The 17,987-nt window shown below is 54.5% G+C and carries 14 protein-coding genes; 6 read left to right on the top strand and 8 right to left on the bottom strand.

The genetic code is table 11. From position 1 onward, the window contains the following. Positions 1-119 precede the first annotated feature (119 nt). The gene (gene acnB / locus ACFQW4_RS15780; protein WP_101762089.1) at positions 120-2,717 is read right to left on the bottom strand and encodes a bifunctional aconitate hydratase 2/2-methylisocitrate dehydratase; all 2,598 of its coding nucleotides are present in this window, start codon (positions 2,715-2,717) and stop codon (positions 120-122) included. Positions 2,718-2,955: 238 nt separating this feature from the next. After that, entirely contained in the window at positions 2,956-3,195 is a 240-nt protein-coding gene (locus tag ACFQW4_RS15775; protein WP_377726126.1) for an aldo/keto reductase, read from the bottom strand. 30 nt (positions 3,196-3,225) lie between these two features. Here ACFQW4_RS15775 and ACFQW4_RS15770 point away from each other — a divergent pair, with 30 nt between their 5' ends. Then, positions 3,226-3,468 (top strand): LysR substrate-binding domain-containing protein, encoded by a 243-nt coding sequence (locus tag ACFQW4_RS15770; RefSeq protein WP_377726124.1) that lies wholly within the window; start codon positions 3,226-3,228, stop codon positions 3,466-3,468. Between the two features lie 280 nt (positions 3,469-3,748). Next, positions 3,749-3,895 carry a Hok/Gef family protein gene (locus ACFQW4_RS15765; RefSeq protein ID WP_137385164.1) on the top strand — a complete coding sequence of 49 codons (147 nt, stop codon included), beginning with the start codon at positions 3,749-3,751 and terminating at the stop codon, positions 3,893-3,895. 144 nt (positions 3,896-4,039) lie between these two features. Here ACFQW4_RS15765 and lpdA read toward each other — a convergent pair whose 3' ends face one another. The 4 genes from lpdA to pdhR form a co-directional block, all read right to left on the bottom strand. Next, positions 4,040-5,464, bottom strand: a complete 1,425-nt coding sequence (lpdA, locus tag ACFQW4_RS15760) for a dihydrolipoyl dehydrogenase (RefSeq protein WP_008108560.1) — start codon at positions 5,462-5,464, stop codon at positions 4,040-4,042. A gap of 173 nt (positions 5,465-5,637) precedes the next feature. Further along, positions 5,638-7,533 (bottom strand): pyruvate dehydrogenase complex dihydrolipoyllysine-residue acetyltransferase, encoded by a 1,896-nt coding sequence (gene aceF / locus ACFQW4_RS15755; protein ID WP_377726121.1) that lies wholly within the window; start codon positions 7,531-7,533, stop codon positions 5,638-5,640. Positions 7,534-7,547: 14 nt separating this feature from the next. Then, positions 7,548-10,214 carry a pyruvate dehydrogenase (acetyl-transferring), homodimeric type gene (gene aceE, locus ACFQW4_RS15750; RefSeq protein ID WP_101762093.1) on the bottom strand — a complete coding sequence of 889 codons (2,667 nt, stop codon included), beginning with the start codon at positions 10,212-10,214 and terminating at the stop codon, positions 7,548-7,550. Between the two features lie 127 nt (positions 10,215-10,341). Then, the gene (gene pdhR / locus ACFQW4_RS15745; protein ID WP_008108566.1) at positions 10,342-11,106 is read right to left on the bottom strand and encodes a pyruvate dehydrogenase complex transcriptional repressor PdhR; all 765 of its coding nucleotides are present in this window, start codon (positions 11,104-11,106) and stop codon (positions 10,342-10,344) included. Positions 11,107-11,619: 513 nt separating this feature from the next. Between pdhR and aroP the strand changes: the two genes are divergently transcribed. The 3 genes from aroP to ACFQW4_RS15730 all read left to right on the top strand — a co-directional run bounded on the left by aroP (position 11,620) and on the right by ACFQW4_RS15730 (position 15,493). Next, the gene (aroP, locus tag ACFQW4_RS15740; RefSeq protein WP_110867537.1) at positions 11,620-12,975 is read left to right on the top strand and encodes an aromatic amino acid transporter AroP; all 1,356 of its coding nucleotides are present in this window, start codon (positions 11,620-11,622) and stop codon (positions 12,973-12,975) included. 161 nt (positions 12,976-13,136) lie between these two features. Then, positions 13,137-14,543 (top strand): glycoside-pentoside-hexuronide (GPH):cation symporter, encoded by a 1,407-nt coding sequence (locus ACFQW4_RS15735; protein WP_377726118.1) that lies wholly within the window; start codon positions 13,137-13,139, stop codon positions 14,541-14,543. Continuing rightward, complete coding sequence (locus tag ACFQW4_RS15730) at positions 14,540-15,493, top strand: family 43 glycosylhydrolase (RefSeq protein WP_110867535.1); 954 nt, start codon at positions 14,540-14,542, stop codon at positions 15,491-15,493. Before ACFQW4_RS15735 ends, ACFQW4_RS15730 begins: the two co-directional genes overlap by 4 nt. Here the strand turns inward: ACFQW4_RS15730 and ampE are convergent. Further along, positions 15,475-16,329 (bottom strand): beta-lactamase regulator AmpE, encoded by an 855-nt coding sequence (gene ampE / locus ACFQW4_RS15725; protein ID WP_192235712.1) that lies wholly within the window; start codon positions 16,327-16,329, stop codon positions 15,475-15,477. The two genes, ACFQW4_RS15730 and ampE, sit on opposite strands and share 19 nt — an antisense overlap. Positions 16,330-16,345: 16 nt before the next feature. Continuing rightward, positions 16,346-16,897, bottom strand: a complete 552-nt coding sequence (gene ampD, locus ACFQW4_RS15720; RefSeq protein WP_101762099.1) for a 1,6-anhydro-N-acetylmuramyl-L-alanine amidase AmpD — start codon at positions 16,895-16,897, stop codon at positions 16,346-16,348. 182 nt (positions 16,898-17,079) lie between these two features. Between ampD and nadC the strand changes: the two genes are divergently transcribed. Continuing rightward, positions 17,080-17,976, top strand: coding sequence for a carboxylating nicotinate-nucleotide diphosphorylase (gene nadC / locus ACFQW4_RS15715; protein WP_377726115.1), 897 nt, complete (start codon positions 17,080-17,082; stop codon positions 17,974-17,976). The last annotated feature ends 11 nt before the right edge of the window (positions 17,977-17,987 follow it).

The raw sequence follows: 17,987 nt of genomic DNA, 5'->3' as shown, positions 1-17,987 counted from the left end.
TGCGCAGCACGCTGAATAAAGTGGGATCGCGCTCGCATTATGCCTGGAGATGTCAGCGGAAAAAAGGGCATAAAAAAAGGGACGATTTTCATCGTCCCCTTGTTCATCCCGATAACCGATTAAACGGCAGTCTGGAAGATCACTGTGTCGGCTTTGTCAGTGTATTGTCCCAGCTGATCAAAGTTGAGGTAGCGATACGTGTCAGCCGCGGTCTTATCAACCTGCAGCATGAACTGCTGATACTCGTCCGGCGTTGGCAGCTTGCCAAGCAGCGAAGCGACCGCCGCCAGTTCCGCTGACGCCAGGAAGACGTTCGCACCGGTACCCAGACGGTTCGGGAAGTTACGGGTTGAGGTGGAAACCACCGTCGCGCCGTCTGCCACACGCGCCTGGTTACCCATGCACAGTGAACAGCCCGGAATTTCGATACGCGCACCGCTCTTACCAAAGACGCTGTAATAGCCCTCTTCGGTCAGCTGTGCGGCGTCCATTTTGGTTGGCGGCGCAACCCACAGACGGGTTGGCAGCTGGCCTTTATGGGCATCCAGCAGCTTACCGGCCGCGCGGAAGTGACCGATGTTGGTCATGCACGAACCGATGAACACTTCGTCAATCTTCTCACCCTGCACGTCAGACAACCAACGCGCGTCGTCTGGATCGTTCGGTGCGCACAGAATTGGCTCTTTGATCTCGGCCAGATCGATATCGATCACCGCCGCGTATTCAGCATCCGCATCGCCTTCCAGCAGTTGCGGATCGGCCAGCCATTTCTGCATGCCTTCAATGCGGCGCTCCAGCGTACGACGATCGCCGTAGCCTTCCGAGATCATCCACTTCAGCAGCACGATGTTCGAGTTGAGATACTCGATGATCGGCTCTTTATCCAGCTTGATGGTACAGCCGGCAGCAGAGCGCTCAGCCGAGGCATCGGTCAGCTCAAATGCCTGCTCAACTTTCAGTTTCGGTAGACCTTCGATTTCCAGCACGCGGCCAGAGAAGATGTTTTTCTTCCCTTTCTTCTCAACGGTCAGCAAGCCAGCTTTGATCGCATACAGCGGGATGGCGTGTACCAGATCGCGCAGGGTGATACCCGGCTGCATTTCGCCTTTGAAGCGCACCAGCACCGATTCCGGCATATCCAGCGGCATCACGCCCGTCGCAGCAGCAAACGCCACCAGACCAGAGCCTGCCGGGAAGGAAATACCGATTGGGAAACGGGTGTGTGAGTCACCGCCGGTACCAACGGTATCTGGCAGCAGCATACGGTTCAGCCAGCTATGGATAACGCCATCGCCCGGACGCAGCGACACGCCGCCACGGTTCATGATGAAGTCTGGCAGCGTATGGTGCGTGGTCACGTCAACCGGCTTCGGATAGGCGGCGGTGTGGCAGAATGACTGCATCACCAGGTCAGCCGAGAAGCCGAGGCACGCCAGGTCTTTCAGTTCATCACGGGTCATTGGACCGGTGGTGTCCTGAGAACCCACTGAGGTCATTTTTGGTTCGCAGTATGAGCCCGGACGGACACCCTCTACGCCGCACGCGCGGCCGACCATTTTCTGCGCCAGCGAGTAACCGCGGGTGCTAACAGCCACATCTTTGGCTTGTACGAACACATCGCTATGCGGCAGACCCAGCGATTCGCGCGCTTTGGTGGTCAGGCCGCGACCGATGATCAGCGGAATACGACCGCCAGCACGGACTTCGTCCAGCAGCACGTCGGTCTTCAGCTCGAAGGTCGCCAGCAATTCATCGGTTTCGTGATTGCGCACTTCGCCTTTGTACGGGTAAACGTCGATGACATCGCCCATGTTCAGACGATCAACGTCGAGCTCGATCGGCAAGGCGCCCGCATCTTCCATGGTGTTGAAGAAGATAGGAGCGATTTTACCGCCGAGGCACAGACCGCCGCCCTTCTTGTTCGGCACGTACGGAATATCATCGCCCATAAACCACAGCACCGAGTTGGTGGCGGATTTACGCGAAGAACCGGTACCGACCACGTCACCGACGTAGGTTAGCGGGAAGCCTTTAGTCTGCAGCGCTTCGATCTGTTTGATCGGGCCAATGTTACCCGCATCGTCGGGTTCGATGCCTTCACGGGCGTTCTTCAGCATTGCCAGCGCGTGCAGTGGAATATCCGGACGTGACCATGCATCCGGCGCCGGAGAGAGGTCGTCGGTGTTGGTTTCGCCGGTCACTTTGAACACGGTGGTGGTGATTTTTTCAGCCAGTTTTGGACGCTTCAGGAACCATTCGGCATCGGCCCAGGACTGGATAATTTTTTTCGCGTGTGGGTTACCCGCTTTGGCTTTCTCTTCGACATCGTAGAAGTTATCGAACATCAGCAGCGTGTGAGACAGGGCTTCGGCAGCAATCGGTGCTAAGGCTTCATCTTCTAACGCTTCAATCAGCGCATGGATGTTATAACCGCCCTGCATGGTGCCCAGCAGCTCAACGGCTTTTTCGCGAGTAACCAGAGGAGAGTGGGCTTCGCCCTTAGTGACAGCTGCCAGGAAACCGGCTTTTACGTACGCCGCTTCATCAACACCTGGTGGGACACGGTTGACCAACAGGTCGGTCAGGAATTCTTCTTCACCCGCTGGCGGGTTTTTCAGCAGTTCAACCAGCGCGGCCATTTGGGAAGCATCTAACGGCTTAGGTACGATTCCCTGGGCAGCACGCTCGGCAACGTGCTTACGGTATTCTTCTAGCACGACGTTCTCCTCGCTCTCATTGTATAGCTTTCCGGTGCACCCCTTGATGCTGTCGAACAGTAGGGTGAGGTGCCCGGTTCCGCGTGGGGCAGCATAGCAGCATTTCGCCTGATTGTTAATCTGTTTACAAAAAAGCAACATTCGTGCGTTTTTTAGCAGCTTCATCTGCAAATTGAGCGGGATCACATAAAAAAGCAGGCTATGAAAGCCTGCTTGTTCTCATGTACGCAGAAGAGTGTTAACGATCAACCAGCACGAATTCACTGTCGTTATAGCGTTCGCCCAGAATATTTTTCTCGCTAAACAACTCGTCCAGCGTGGCGACATCCGCATGACGTAATGCTAAATCGGCGGCGGCACAGTTCTGTTCCAGATGGGCGATTTTGCTGGCGCCGGGAATCGGCACAATAAACTCGCCTTTTGCCAGCACCCACGCTAACGCTAGCTGGGCAGCCGTCGCGTCATAACTTGTAGCCATCTCGGTAAGTTGATTTACTAACTTCTGGTTATGAGCCTGCGCATTCTGCAGGGTAGTAATGAGCGGATATTACAGGCAGCCCGCGCGGGCGTAGGCATTGCCTTTCTGCATCAAGGTACGGTGCGGGAAGATTTAATTCGCGGTGACTTAGTAGAAATACTGGCGGACTTCACTCAGGTAGAAGAAGGATTCTGGCTCTACTATCCGAGCCGTAAATATCTTTCTGCTCCGCTAAGGCATTTTATTGATTGGCTTAAAGAAATTAATAGATAATTAAAAACATCCATTACGCGATCTATTTAAATGATTAGACAATATAAAAATCCATTAATTATAAATAATTTAAAATATAAGATGAAATAAAAGAAGTTTGGCGTAGACTGCCTGCGGGCGCTTGAGGCAACTTGCTTCAAGCTGAAAAGATTGAGGTGGGTTGTGGAGCGTAAAACCGTGCAGTTAACTTTCATTAACCGCACGGGCAAGCATCATACCCTAACACCTGAGAAATGTCAGGGTAGTCGCTTGCTCGTGCTAAATCAAGAGGAACGTGACTATGAAGTCTATATTCAGCAAGTTGATTATCAGCGGGCTCATTCTATTAGGATTGTGTCTGGTTAATCGCAGTTCACTCTGTGAATTACGATTACGGATATTCACTGCTGAATTATCGGCTGTTATGGCTTACGAAGCACAACAGTAAAACTTCACTAGCGGGAGTTCGCTCCCGCTATTCCGGCATTGCGCATGTGTTAGCTCTCGCGCCTTTTTTATCTCTTTATTTAAATAGAACCACTAATAAAAAACGGCTCCTTAAAGGAGCCGTTAATTTATTCAAAGCGCAAAATTATTTCTTTTTCGCTTTAGGGTTCGGCAGGTCCGTGATGCTACCTTCGAACACTTCGGCAGCCAGGCCGACAGACTCATGCAGCGTTGGGTGCGCGTGAATGGTCAGAGCGATATCTTCGGCATCACAGCCCATTTCAATCGCCAGACCGATTTCACCCAGCAGCTCGCCGCCGTTGGTGCCGACAATCGCACCACCGATAACACGATGCGTTTCTTTGTCGAAAATCAGTTTAGTCATACCGTCTGCACAATCAGACGCGATAGCACGGCCTGAAGCGGCCCACGGGAAGGTGGACACTTCGTAGCTGATGCCTTTCTCTTTGGCTTCTTTCTCGGTCAGACCAACCCAGGCAACTTCTGGCTCGGTGTAAGCAATGGATGGGATCACTTTCGGGTCGAAGTAGTGCTTCAGACCCGAGATCACTTCCGCCGCTACGTGGCCTTCGTGCACACCTTTGTGCGCCAGCATCGGCTGACCCACGATGTCACCGATAGCGTAGATGTGCGGTACATTGGTGCGCATCTGCTTGTCGACGCGGATAAAGCCGCGATCGTCCACTTCCACGCCTGCTTTACCCGCATCAAGGCCTTTACCGTTCGGTACGCGACCAATCGCCACCAGCACCGCATCATAACGCTGTGCGTCAGCTGGCGCTTTTTTACCTTCCATCGACACGTAGATACCATCGTCTTTCGCTTCAACAGCGGTCACTTTGGTTTCCAGCATCAGGTTGAATTTCTTGCTGATACGCTTGGTAAAGACTTTCACTACGTCTTTATCGGCAGCCGGGATCACCTGGTCGAACATCTCAACCACGTCGATCTCTGAACCCAGCGCTTTATAAACGGTGGCCATTTCCAGACCGATGATGCCGCCGCCCATAACCAGCAGACGCTTTGGCACTTCTTTCAGTTCCAGCGCATCGGTTGAGTCCCACACGCGCGGATCGTTGTGCGGAATGAATGGCAGTTCGATTGGACGAGAACCGGCCGCGATAATCGCGTTATCGAAGTTAATGGTGGTTGCGCCACCTTCACCTTCGACCACCAGCGTGTTAGCACCGGTGAATTTGCCGAGGCCAGTCACCACTTTCACTTTACGACCTTTCGCCATACCCGCGAGGCCGCCAGTGAGCTGGTTGATCACCTTCTCTTTCCACGAACGAATTTTGTCGATGTCAGTTTGCGGCTGGCCAAACACGATACCGTGCTCTTCCAGGGCTTTTGCTTCGTCGATCACTTTGGCGACGTGCAGCAGCGCTTTTGACGGGATACAGCCTACGTTCAGACAAACACCGCCGAGGGTGCTGTAACGCTCAACGATTACGGTTTCCAGACCTAAATCAGCGCAACGGAAGGCTGCAGAGTAACCTGCAGGACCTGCCCCAAGTACCACGACTTGAGTTTTAATCTCTGTACTCATCATGACCTCTTGTTTGATTACCGGCAGTCAGGAAAAAGCTTTTCCCAAGCTCTAATGCCCTATATCCGCCGGGACATTTCACCGCGAGAGTTTACAGAATTGTTAACAAACTGCCAACCGCGGCAACATTGAATGCTTACAACAAGGCCGGCTTTCGCCGGCCTTGATTAACTTCACATCACCAGACGGCGAATGTCGGACAGTGTGTTGTTGATGATGGTGATAAAGCGCGCACCATCAGCACCGTCGATCACGCGGTGGTCGAAGGAGAGTGAGATCGGCATCATCAGACGCGGCTCAAACTCTTTACCGTTCCACACCGGTTCCATCGCTGACTTGGAAACACCGAGGATAGCCACTTCCGGCGCGTTGACGATTGGCGCGAAGTGCGTGGTGCCCAGGCCGCCAAGGCTGGAGATGGTGAAGCAACCGCCCTGCATGTCGCCGGCGGTCAGCTTGCCATCACGCGCTTTCTTCGAAATCGCCATCAGCTCGCGGGACAGTTCAGTGATGCCTTTCTTGTTCACATCTTTGAACACTGGAACCACCAGACCGTTTGGCGTATCAACCGCCACACCGATGTTGATGTATTTCTTCAGCGTCAGTTTCTGTGCATCTTCAGACAGTGAACTGTTGAAGCGTGGCATCTGCTCAAGAGCAGCGGCAACGGCTTTCATGATGAACACCACTGGCGTGAATTTCACATCCAGTTTGCGTTTCTCTGCTTCGGCATTCTGCTGTTTGCGGAACGCTTCCAGATCGGTGATATCGGTTTTGTCGAAGTGTGTAACGTGCGGGATCACCACCCAGTTACGGCTCAGGTTGGCACCGGAGATTTTCTGGATACGGCCCAGTTCAACTTCTTCGATTTCGCCGAACTTGCTGAAGTCCACTTTCGGCCAAGGCAACAGACCTGGCAGGCTTCCGCCGCTGGCTGCTGCAGCCGGAGCCGCTTCAGCGCGTTTCACCGCGTCTTTGACGTAAGTCTGCACGTCTTCTTTCAGGATGCGACCTTTACGGCCGGTGCCTTTGACTTTCGCCAGGTTAACACCGAACTCGCGCGCCAGACGACGAATCACCGGCGTCGCGTGTACGTAAGCATCGTTCTCAGCGAACTCGCCTTTCGCATCCGCTTTCGCTGCTGCTGGGGCCGCTGCCGGTTTCGCGGCTTCTGCCGCTGGAGCCGCTTCCTGCTTAGCCGCAGGCGCCGCAGCCGGTGCCGCGCCTTCCACTTCGAACACCATGATCAGTTTACCGGTGCTGACTTTATCGCCAGTCGACACTTTCAACTCTTTCACGGTACCGGCGAACGGTGCAGGCACTTCCATTGAGGCTTTGTCGCCTTCAACCACGATCAGGGATTGCTCAGCAGCGACTTTGTCGCCCACTTTCACCAGGATCTCGGTAACTTCAACTTCGTCGCCACCAATGTCTGGGACGTTGACGTCTTTAGCGCCAGAAGCCGGAGGTGCTGCTGCTGGAGCCGCTTCCTGTTTAGCTGCTGGAGCAGCCGCCGGCGCTGCGCCTTCTGCTTCGAACACCATGATCAGTGAACCGGTGTTCACTTTGTCGCCGGTGGAGATTTTGATCTCTTTCACCACGCCCGCGAACGGTGCCGGGACTTCCATTGAGGCTTTGTCGCCTTCAACGGTGATCAACGACTGCTCAGCCGTTACGGTGTCGCCCACTTTGACCAGGATCTCAGTGACTTCAACTTCGTCGCCGCCGATGTCCGGTACGTTGACTTCTTTGCTGACCGCAGCAGCGGCAGCAGCTGGAGCAGGAGCGGCTTCCGCTTTCTTCTCTTCTGCTGGCGCTGGCGCCGCTTCTGCGGCACCTTCTGCGTCAAAAATCATAATCAGCGAGCCGGTTTCTACTTTGTCGCCGGTCGAGATTTTGATCTCTTTAACCACGCCCGCCTGCGGCGAAGGCACTTCCATGGAGGCTTTATCGCCTTCCACGGTGATCAGCGACTGTTCAGCTTCAACTTTGTCGCCCACCTTTACCAGGATTTCGGTGACTTCAACTTCGTCTGCCCCGATGTCCGGTACGTTAATTTCGATAGCCATTACTCTCTTACCTCTTATGCCAGACGCGGGTTAACTTTATCGGCGTCGATATTGAATTTGGTGATGGCTTCTGCCACCACTTTCTTATCGATTTCACCGCGTTTAGCCAGCTCACCCAGCGCAGCCACAACCACATACGATGCATCCACTTCGAAGTGGTGACGCAGGTTTTCACGGCTGTCAGAACGACCGAAGCCATCGGTACCCAACACGCGATAATCGCTGGAAGGCACGTAGCTGCGAACTTGTTCTGCGAACAGCTTCATATAGTCGGTCGATGCGACGGCCGGTGCTTCGTTCATCACTTGCGCGATGTAAGGTACGCGTGGCTCATCGGTTGGGTGCAGCATGTTCCAGCGCTCACAATCCTGACCATCACGCGCCAGCTCGGTGAACGAGGTTACGCTGTAGACGTCAGAAGCGATGCCGTAATCTTTCGCCAGGATCTGCGCGGCTTCACGCACGTGACGCAGAATTGAACCTGAACCCAGCAGCTGCACTTTGCCTTTGCTACCTTCTACGGTTTCCAGCTTGTAGATACCCTTACGGATACCCTCTTCCGCACCCTGCGGCATCGCAGGCATGTGGTAGTTTTCGTTCAGCGTGGTGATGTAGTAGTAGATGTTTTCCTGCGCTTCGCCGTACATACGCACCAGGCCATCTTGCATGATAACCGCGATTTCGTACGCGTAAGACGGATCGTAAGAGATACAGTTCGGGATAGTCAGCGACTGAATGTGGCTGTGACCATCTTCGTGCTGCAAGCCTTCGCCGTTCAGCGTAGTACGACCTGAAGTACCGCCCACCAGGAAGCCGCGTGCCTGCATATCGCCGGCCAGCCACATCAGATCGCCGATGCGCTGGAAGCCGAACATCGAGTAATAGATGTAGAACGGAATCATCGGCAGGTTGTTGGTGCTGTAAGAGGTCGCCGCCGCCAGCCAGGATGAACCTGCGCCCAGCTCGTTGATCCCTTCCTGCAGAATCTGGCCTTTCTCGTCTTCTTTATAGTACGCAACCTGCTCGCGGTCCTGCGGGGTGTACTGCTGACCGTTCGGGCTATAGATACCAATCTGACGGAACAGACCTTCCATACCGAAGGTACGGGCTTCGTCGGCAAGGATTGGAACCAGACGATCTTTGATCGACTTGTTCTTCAGCATCACGTTCAATGCACGCACAAAGGCGATGGTGGTGGAGATCTCTTTATTCTGCTCTTCCAGCAGTGGACGGAACTCTTCCAGCGTTGGCATTTCCAGCTTCTCGCTGAACTCAGCCTGACGCGTTGGCAGGTAGCCGCCCAACTTCTCACGCTGACCGTGCAGATAGTTGTACTCTTCAGAGCCTTTTTCGAAGGTGACGTATGGCAGCTCTTCGATTTTGTCATCGGCAACCGGCACATTGAAGCGATCGCGGATGTAGCGAACGCCATCCATGTTCATCTTCTTAACCTGGTGGGCGATGTTTTTACCTTCAGCAGTGTCACCCATGCCATAACCTTTGATGGTATGGGCCAGAATCAGCGTTGGCTGACCTTTGGTTTCCTGCGCTTTTTTCAGTGCAGCGTAGACTTTCTTCGGATCGTGGCCGCCGCGGTTCAGCGCGAAGATCTCTTCGTCTGACCAGTCTTTCACCAGAGCTGCGGTTTCCGGATATTTACCGAAGAAGTGCTCACGTACGTACGCGCCGTTACGGGATTTGAAGGTCTGATAATCGCCATCAACGGTTTCGTTCATAAGCTGAATCAGCTTGCCGCTGGTGTCCTGACGCAGCAGTTCATCCCAACGACCGCCCCAAATCACTTTGATCACGTTCCAGCCAGCACCGGCAAAGATACCTTCCAACTCGTTGATGATCTTACCGTTACCGGTGACCGGGCCGTCCAGACGCTGCAGGTTACAGTTGATGATGAACACCAGGTTGTCCAGCTTCTCGCGGGTGGCGATGGTGATCGCACCTTTGGATTCCGGCTCATCCATCTCGCCATCACCGAGGAAGGCGTAAACGGTTTGTGCTGAGGTGTCTTTCAGACCGCGGTGTTCCAGATACTTCAGGAATTTCGCCTGATAGATCGCGTTCAACGGACCCAGGCCCATTGATACGGTTGGGAACTGCCAGAAGTCCGGCATCAGTTTCGGGTGCGGGTAAGAAGAGAGACCTTTGCCCTGCACTTCCTGACGGAAGTTGTTCATTTGGTCTTCGCTCAGACGACCTTCAAGGAAGGCGCGGGCGTAGATACCTGGAGAAATGTGACCCTGGAAGAAAACCAGATCGCCGCCGTCTTTGTCGCTACGCGCGCGGAAGAAGTGGTTAAAGCACACTTCATAAATGGTCGCGGAAGACTGGAAGGAGGACATATGGCCACCCAACTCCAGATCTTTCTTCGACGCACGCAGCACCGACATGATGGCGTTCCAACGAATTGCGGAACGGATACGACGTTCAAGAGAGGTGTTGCCCGGATAGTCCGGCTCATCTTCAACAGCAATAGAGTTAATGTAGTTGCTGATTGCAGAGGAACCTGCGGCAACTTTCACGCCACCTTTGCGTGCTGCACTCATTACCTGATCAATCAGATACTGCGCGCGCTCAACACCTTCTTCACGGATGACCGATTCGATCGCTTGTAGCCAATCACGAGTTTCGATCGGATCCACGTCATTCTGTAAACGTTCTGACATGGGGTGTATTCCTTATCTGTGTCTAATACGTTGAAATTATCAGGAGCCTGTCTTCTTGTGCTTTGCTTCTGGTTCACAGCACAAGAAGACAGGCCCGTCGTGTTTTCCGCACGTTCGTTGCCGTGCGTTATTCCTTACGTTGCTGTAAACGACGCAGGGAGCGTTCACGACGACTCTGCTCCCGACTTCTATCCAGCAAGATTTCCTCAATGAACGCCAGGTGACGATGAGATGCCTCGCGTGCTTGTTCTGGCTCACGAGCTACAATCGCCTCGTAGATACTGGCGCGGTGACCGCTCACTTTCGCCAGCATTTCCCGACGAGCGTAGAGCAATTCAAAATTCTGACGGACGTTTTGTTCCAGCATAGGGCCCATGGAACGCAGCAGATGCAGCAACACCACATTATGGGCGGCTTCTGTGACAGCGATCTGATACTTCATCACTGCATCCGCTTCGGCGTCGAGATCGCCGCTGTCCTGTGCCTGCTGAATATGAACATGGCAGTCGCGGATGCGCTGCAGATCTTCATCGGTGCCACGCAGTGCCGCGTAATAGGCTGCCACGCCTTCCAGCGCATGGCGGGTTTCCAGCAGGTCAAACTGAGATTCTGGATGTTCGGCAAGCAGACCGACCAGCGGGTCGCTCAGGCTTTGCCAGAGATTTTTTTGGACGAAGGTGCCGCCGCCCTGACGACGTAGCAGCAGGCCTTTAGCTTCCAGGCTCTGAATCGCTTCGCGCAGGGATGGACGTGAGACATCAAACTGTTTCGCCAGTTCACGCTCGGGGAGCAGTTTTTCACCCGGCTGGAGCGTCCCTTCCATAATGAGGGATTCCAGCTGTTGCTCGATCGCATCGGAGAGCTTGGGTTGGCGAATTTTACTGTAGGCCATCTTCCCTTCTTATCAGCCAAACGTCCGGAGTAAATTGGTAATACCAATTGAAAAATGGTGCCGGTAAAGTAACAAAGTATTCACCTTGTGTCTATATGGGTGCGGTCACACTTCAGGGGATGATCGTAGCGCTGGTGCCCTAACCTACCGGCATCAAGCGAGAAATCCCCCGCACGCAGCAAATGTTAATGAATTGCACTTTTACCTAACCTTACACTGAGTTAGCGCCCAGAAAACGGCCCAACCATAAGGGAAACCTATTCGTGTTCACCCTTTTTTCATGGCAGAAATACTGCGACGGGCGCGCAGAGGATGCTGCTGCTTTTTCAGTCATCTCTCAGCACAAAAAGCAAAAGCAGGTGCAAACTGTCGCGCTTATCACTATTCTGAACGCCGTGGTAGCTCATGCATGCACACAGCACGCCAGATACCGTAAAGAAAAGAATACATTAAGGTAAACAGCCTTACAGTGCGCGCACTGCAGGTGCACAATAACAACATCACGAGGTTTGTATGGAACAACAGCATGGCGACACGCTGCACCGCGGCTTAAAGAATCGCCATATTCAGCTGATTGCGCTGGGCGGAGCCGTAGGTACTGGCCTGTTTCTGGGTAGCGCATCAGTGATTCAATCGGCCGGTCCGGCCGTGATTCTGGGATATGCGATTGCCGGTTTTATTGCCTTTCTGATCATGCGCCAACTCGGCGAGATGGTGGTTGAAGAGCCGGTTGCCGGCAGCTTCAGTCACTTCGCCTACAAATATTGGGGCAACTTCGCCGGTTTCGCCTCGGGCTGGAACTATTGGGTGCTGTATGTGCTGGTTGCCATGGCCGAACTCACCGCTGTGGGCAAGTACGTACAATTTTGGTGGCCGGATTTTCCTACCTGGGCCACCGCCGCCATCTTCTTTGTATTGATCAACGCCATTAACCTGACCAACGTCAAAGTGTTCGGTGAGATGGAGTTCTGGTTCGCGATTATCAAAGTGGTCGCGGTCATCGGCATGATTCTGTTCGGTGGCTGGTTGCTGTTTAGCGGCAACGGCGGCCCGCAGGCGAGCGTCAGCAACCTGTGGGATCAGGGCGGCTTCCTGCCTCACGGCATGACCGGATTGGTGATGATGATGGCAATCATTATGTTCTCGTTTGGTGGTCTGGAGCTGGTGGGCATCACTGCCGCAGAAGCCGACAATCCACAAGAGAGCATCCCGAAAGCCACCAATCAGGTGCTGTGGCGTATTCTGATTTTCTATATTGGCTCACTGGCGGTGCTGCTCTCGCTGCTGCCGTGGACGCGCGTGACGGCGGATACCAGCCCGTTCGTGCTGATTTTTCATGAGCTGGGCGATGCCTTTGTGGCCAACGCGCTGAACGTGGTAATCCTGACGGCGGCGCTGTCGGTCTACAACAGCTGCGTTTACTGCAACAGCCGCATGCTGTTCGGCCTGGCGCAACAGGGTAACGCGCCGAAAGCATTGCTGAAAGTGGACAGTCGCGGCGTGCCGGTCGCCACCATTCTGGTCTCAGCCGTAGCGACCCTGCTGTGTGTACTGATCAACTATCTGATGCCAGGCGAAGCCTTTGGCCTGCTAATGGCGCTGGTGGTTTCCGCACTGGTGATCAACTGGGCGATGATCAGCCTCGCGCATCTGAAATTCCGTAAAAAGAAAGACCAGCAAGGTGTCACCACGCGCTTCAAAGCGGTGCTCTATCCGCTGGGTAACTGGATTTGCCTGGTGTTCCTCGCCGGTGTGTTGGTCATTATGCTGATGACGCCAGGCATGGCGATATCGGTATGGTTGATTCCGGTATGGCTGGTGATTCTGGCTATCGGTTACACCATCAAAAACAAACTACAGAAAGCGTAATGTTGTTCCTGCCCGGCACGCTGTTGCCGGGCAGCACTTCTGATCTGGCTCACACTTTTCCCCGCCCGCGCGTTTTGTCCATCTACCCGACCATTTGCTCCCCAGCAGATTACTGATTTTGCACAGATAATTCCTGCTCATCATATCGCTGGAGACGATCAATGAAAGGAGCAGCCCTCTCGTTCAGAGAGAAACTGGGATATGGCATGGGCGATGCCGGATGCAACATGATTGGCGGTGCCATCATGCTGTTCCTCAATTATTTCTACACTGATGTGTTTGGTTTAGCCCCGGCGCTGGTCGGTACGCTATTACTGTCGGTACGCGTACTTGATGCGGTAACCGATCCGATCATGGGCGCCATTGCCGATCGTACGCAAAGTCGCTGGGGCCGCTTCCGTCCGTGGCTGCTGTGGGTTTCCGTGCCTTACGTGCTGTTTAGCGTGCTGATGTTCACCACGCCGGAGTGGAGCTACGACAACAAGGTTATTTGGGCATTTGTCACTTACTTCCTGATGTCACTCACTTACACCGCCATCAACATTCCTTACTGCTCGCTGGGCGGTGTGATCACCAACGATCCGGGTGAGCGCGTGTCATGTCAGTCCTATCGCTTTGTGATGGTGGGCATTGCCACGCTGATCCTCTCACTTTCGCTGTTGCCGATGGCCGAATGGTTTGGCGGCGACAACAAAGCGCGCGGTTATCAAATGGCCATGGGCGTGCTGGCGCTGATCGGTTTGGCGATGTTCCTGTTCTGTTTTGCCAATGTGCGTGAACGCATTCGCCCGGCCACGCCAAGCAACGATGATTTGAAACAAGATTTGCGCGACGTGTGGAAAAACGATCAGTGGGTGCGCATTCTGCTGCTGACCTTCTGCAACGTCTGCCCCGGTTTTATCCGCATGGCCGCCACCATGTACTACGTCACTTGGGTGATGGGGCAATCAACGCACTTTGCCACGCTGTTTATCAGCCTTGGCGTCATCGGCATGATGTTCGGCAGCACACTGGCAAAAATCCTCACCGATCGCTGGTGCAAGCTCAAGGTGTTCTTCTGGACCAACATCGCGCTGGCGCTGTTCTCCTGCGGCTTCTACTGGATTGATCCGCACGCCACCGTCGCGGTGGTCATCGCCTACTTCGTGCTGAATATCCTGCACCAGATTCCCTCGCCGCTGCACTGGTCGCTGATGGCCGACGTGGATGATTACGGCGAATGGAAAACCGGCAAACGCATCACTGGTATGAGCTTCTCCGGCAACCTGTTCTTCCTCAAAGTGGGGCTGGCGGTGGCGGGGGCGATGGTCGGTTTCCTGCTGTCGATTTATGGCTACAATGCCGGCGCAAAACAGCAGGCTCCCAACGCGATTAACGGCATCATGCTGCTATTCACGGTGATTCCGGGCGTGGGATATCTGATCACTGCCGGCGTCGTGCGTTTAATGAAAGTGGATCGCAACTTAATGCGTACGATTCAGGCCGACCTGGCGCTGCGCCGTGCCCATTCACACCACGAATCCCCTATCGCGTCCTCTGCGACTGCGCAACCCGGAGAGATCAAATGAGCTGGCCCAATCCTTTTATTACGCAACGCGCCGATCCCTTTATTCTGCGCCATGCCGATGGCTACTATTTTATCGCCTCGGTGCCGGAATATGACCGACTGGAGATTCGCTATGCCTCAACGCTGACTGGCCTGATTGAGGCAGAAGCGGTAACGGTGTGGCACAAACCGGATACCGGCCCGTTTAGCGCGCTGATCTGGGCGCCAGAACTGCATCACATCAACGGGCAATGGGTGATCTATTTCGCCGCCGCACCGACGCGGGCGATAAAAGATGGCCTGTTCCAGCACCGCATGTATGCGCTGGTGTGTAATGATGCCGATCCGCTGAGCGGTAACTGGCAGCCCTGCCGCCGCGTACATACGCCCATCGACTCCTTCTCACTGGACGCCACCTACTTCCACCATCAAGGTAAACACTGGTATCTGTGGGCGCAAAAAGATCCGGCGATTCCCGGAAACTCTAACCTGTATCTCGCCGAGTTGCTCAATCCGTGGACGCTAAAAAGCGCCCCGCTGATGCTGAGCCGACCGGAGTATGAATGGGAGTGCGCAGGATTTAGCGTTAATGAAGGACCGGCGGTGATTCAGCATGGCGACCAGCTGTTTGTCACCTATTCCGCTAGCGCGACCGATGAAAATTACTGTCTGGGGATATTAAGTATTGATGTGTTGGCCGATCCGCTCAACATCAACGCCTGGCGTAAATCCGCGCGACCGGTATTTGCCACCAGCTGGGATAATCAGCAGTACGGGCCGGGACACAACAGCTTTACGGTGGATGAAGCGGGAAGAGCGGTGCTGGTGTATCACGCGCGTAATTACACCGAAATTGAGGGCGATCCGCTGTGGGATCCGAATCGCCATACGCGCTTGAAATATTTCGACTGGCGTGAAGACGGCACACCGGATTTTGGCGTGCCGCCAGCCGATCACACCAGCGTGCCGTAGATCGTCAACAGCGCGACCACCACCACCAGCACCAGAGAAATACGTTTCGCCAACGCCACTGCAACACGTGGCGTTTCAACTTTATCCATGTGCGGATCGCGCGCCAGCGAGAACTGCGCCAGGCTGGTCAGCACCTGATATTGCGGGCGATGCAGATCGCCCAGCGCGGCAAACCACGCTGGCAGCGCACGTTCGCCGTGGCCGAGCAACGCGTAAGCCACGCCGGCCAAACGCACGGGGATCCAGTCCAAAACGTGCAGCAGACGATCAACGCCAGACTGCGAGCGCGCCAGCGGCGTCTGATGCTTAGCCAGCCAGCTCTGCCAGGCTCGCAGAAACGCATAACCCACCAGCAGTACCGGGCCGTAAGGTCCACCGACCACAAACCAGAAGAGCGGCGCAAGATAGAAGCGGAAGTTAATCCAAATCAGCGCGTTCTGCAGTTCACGCAGGAACTCGCGCTCGCTGCACTCAACCGGCACGCCGTGAATCAGCGTCAGTTCAGCCGCCATCGCCTGATGCGCCGCTTCATCGTCATGGCTCGCCGCTTTGAGATAGCTGTGATAGTGCAGTCGCACCGAACCCGCGCCGATACACAGCAATCCCACCAAAATCCAGAACAGCAGTTGCGCCACGCCAAACAAGATGCCTTTCAGGCTCCACACCACCAGCCAGACGATCAGCATCGCTATCACTGTCATCATCAGCGTGCGCAGCAGGGAAAAACGCTGGCGGCCACGAAACAGCGGCTCCAGCCGATGGTCCAGTTGCCAATGCTCACCCAACTTAAACAGGCGTTCCCAACCTAAAACTAATAACAAGCTAAACAACGTCATACCCGCTCCTGCTGTCTCAGGGATTCTCCTGCCTGATGGATTCTTTATAGCGCAACCAGTCAAAAGAGGAACCGGGATCGGTTTTCCGCTCTGGTGCGATATCGCTATGGCCGGTGATGCGCGCAGGCGTCAACGGATAGTGCTGCAGCAGGAGTTGAGTTACCTGTTGCAAAGTCGCGTACTGGGCATCGGTATAGGGCAGCGTATCAGTGCCTTCCAGTTCAATGCCCATGGAAAAATCGTTGCAGCTTTCACGTCCTTCAAACTGCGACACGCCGGCGTGCCAGGCGCGCTGATCGAAAGAGACGTATTGCACCAGCTCGCCGTCGCGACGAATTAAACAGTGCGCCGCCACGCGTAAATGGGCGATGTCCGCAAAATAGGGATGCGCATCGGCAGGCAACGTGCCGGTAAATAAGCGATCAATCCACGGCCCGCCAAACTCACCGGGCGGTAAGCTGATGTTGTGAATCACCAACAGCGAGGGCACTTCATCATTTGGACGCTGATTGAAGTGTGGTGAAGGTACTTTACGCGCGCTGGTAATCCAGCCCTCTTCCAGTTTCATGCTGTTAAATCCTAAGCAAAATCAGGCTGAGAATAACATGTTTCACCCAGCAGACTTGCGACTTAATGCGCCGACGCGGCCGAGTTCAGGATACTAAACATTTCACCGCCAGCAACTGGCAATGGTCGATAAATCAGGCTAAGGTGAGCGCACGAAATTTCGTCTTGTGGAGTGGCAAAACCATGGCAACGCGTCGTTACGATCCCGATCATCGCCGTCAGGAACTGATTAAACGTATAGAGCAGGATATCCCGGAAGCCGTTGCCCGTGCGCTTCAGGAGGATTTAGGCGGTGAAGTGGATGCAGATCGCGATATCACCGCGTTGCTGCTGCCGGCAGAAAAACAGGCGGTGGCAAAAGTCATCACCCGTGAAGACGGTGTTTTTTGTGGTAAACGCTGGGTGGAAGAAGTCTTTATCCAGCTTGGTAATAAAGTCACTGTTAGCTGGCATGTTGAAGATGGACAAGCGCTGGTTGCCGATCAGCTGCTGTTCGAGCTTACCGGCCCGGCGCGCCTGCTGTTAACCGCAGAACGCACCGCGCTCAACTTCGTGCAGACGCTCTCTGGCGTGGCCACCGAGGTCAGCCGTTATGTCGCCCTGCTGGCGGGCAGCGAAACCCAGCTGCTTGATACGCGCAAGACCTTACCTGGCCTGCGTACCGCGCTGAAATATGCGGTGCTGTGCGGTGGCGGTAACAATCACCGTTTAGGCCTGTCGGATGCTTTCCTGATCAAAGAAAACCACATTATCGCCAGCGGCTCGGTGCGTAACGCCGTAGAAAAAGCGCTGTGGCTTTCGCCCGATGTGCCGGTAGAAGTTGAAGTCGAATCGCTGGCGGAACTGCAGGATGCCATCGATGCCGGAGCGGACATCATCATGCTCGACAACTTCAGCCTTGAGATGATGCATGAAGCGGTTGCGCTAACCAACAAGCGCGCGCTGCTGGAAGTCTCTGGCAACGTAACCGAAACCACGCTGCAACAAATTGCCCAGACCGGCGTTGATTATGTCTCTGTGGGTGCGCTGACCAAACATGTACGTGCGCTGGATCTGTCGATGCGTTTCCGCGAGCTTTAATGCCCCGTTCT

The sequence above is a fragment of the Pantoea sp. GCM10028869 genome (assembly GCF_042666835.1).
Taxonomy (GTDB): domain Bacteria; phylum Pseudomonadota; class Gammaproteobacteria; order Enterobacterales; family Enterobacteriaceae; genus Pantoea; species Pantoea leporis.
The sequence above is the reverse complement of the archived record's forward strand: the minus strand, read 5'-3'. Positions and strand labels throughout refer to the sequence as shown.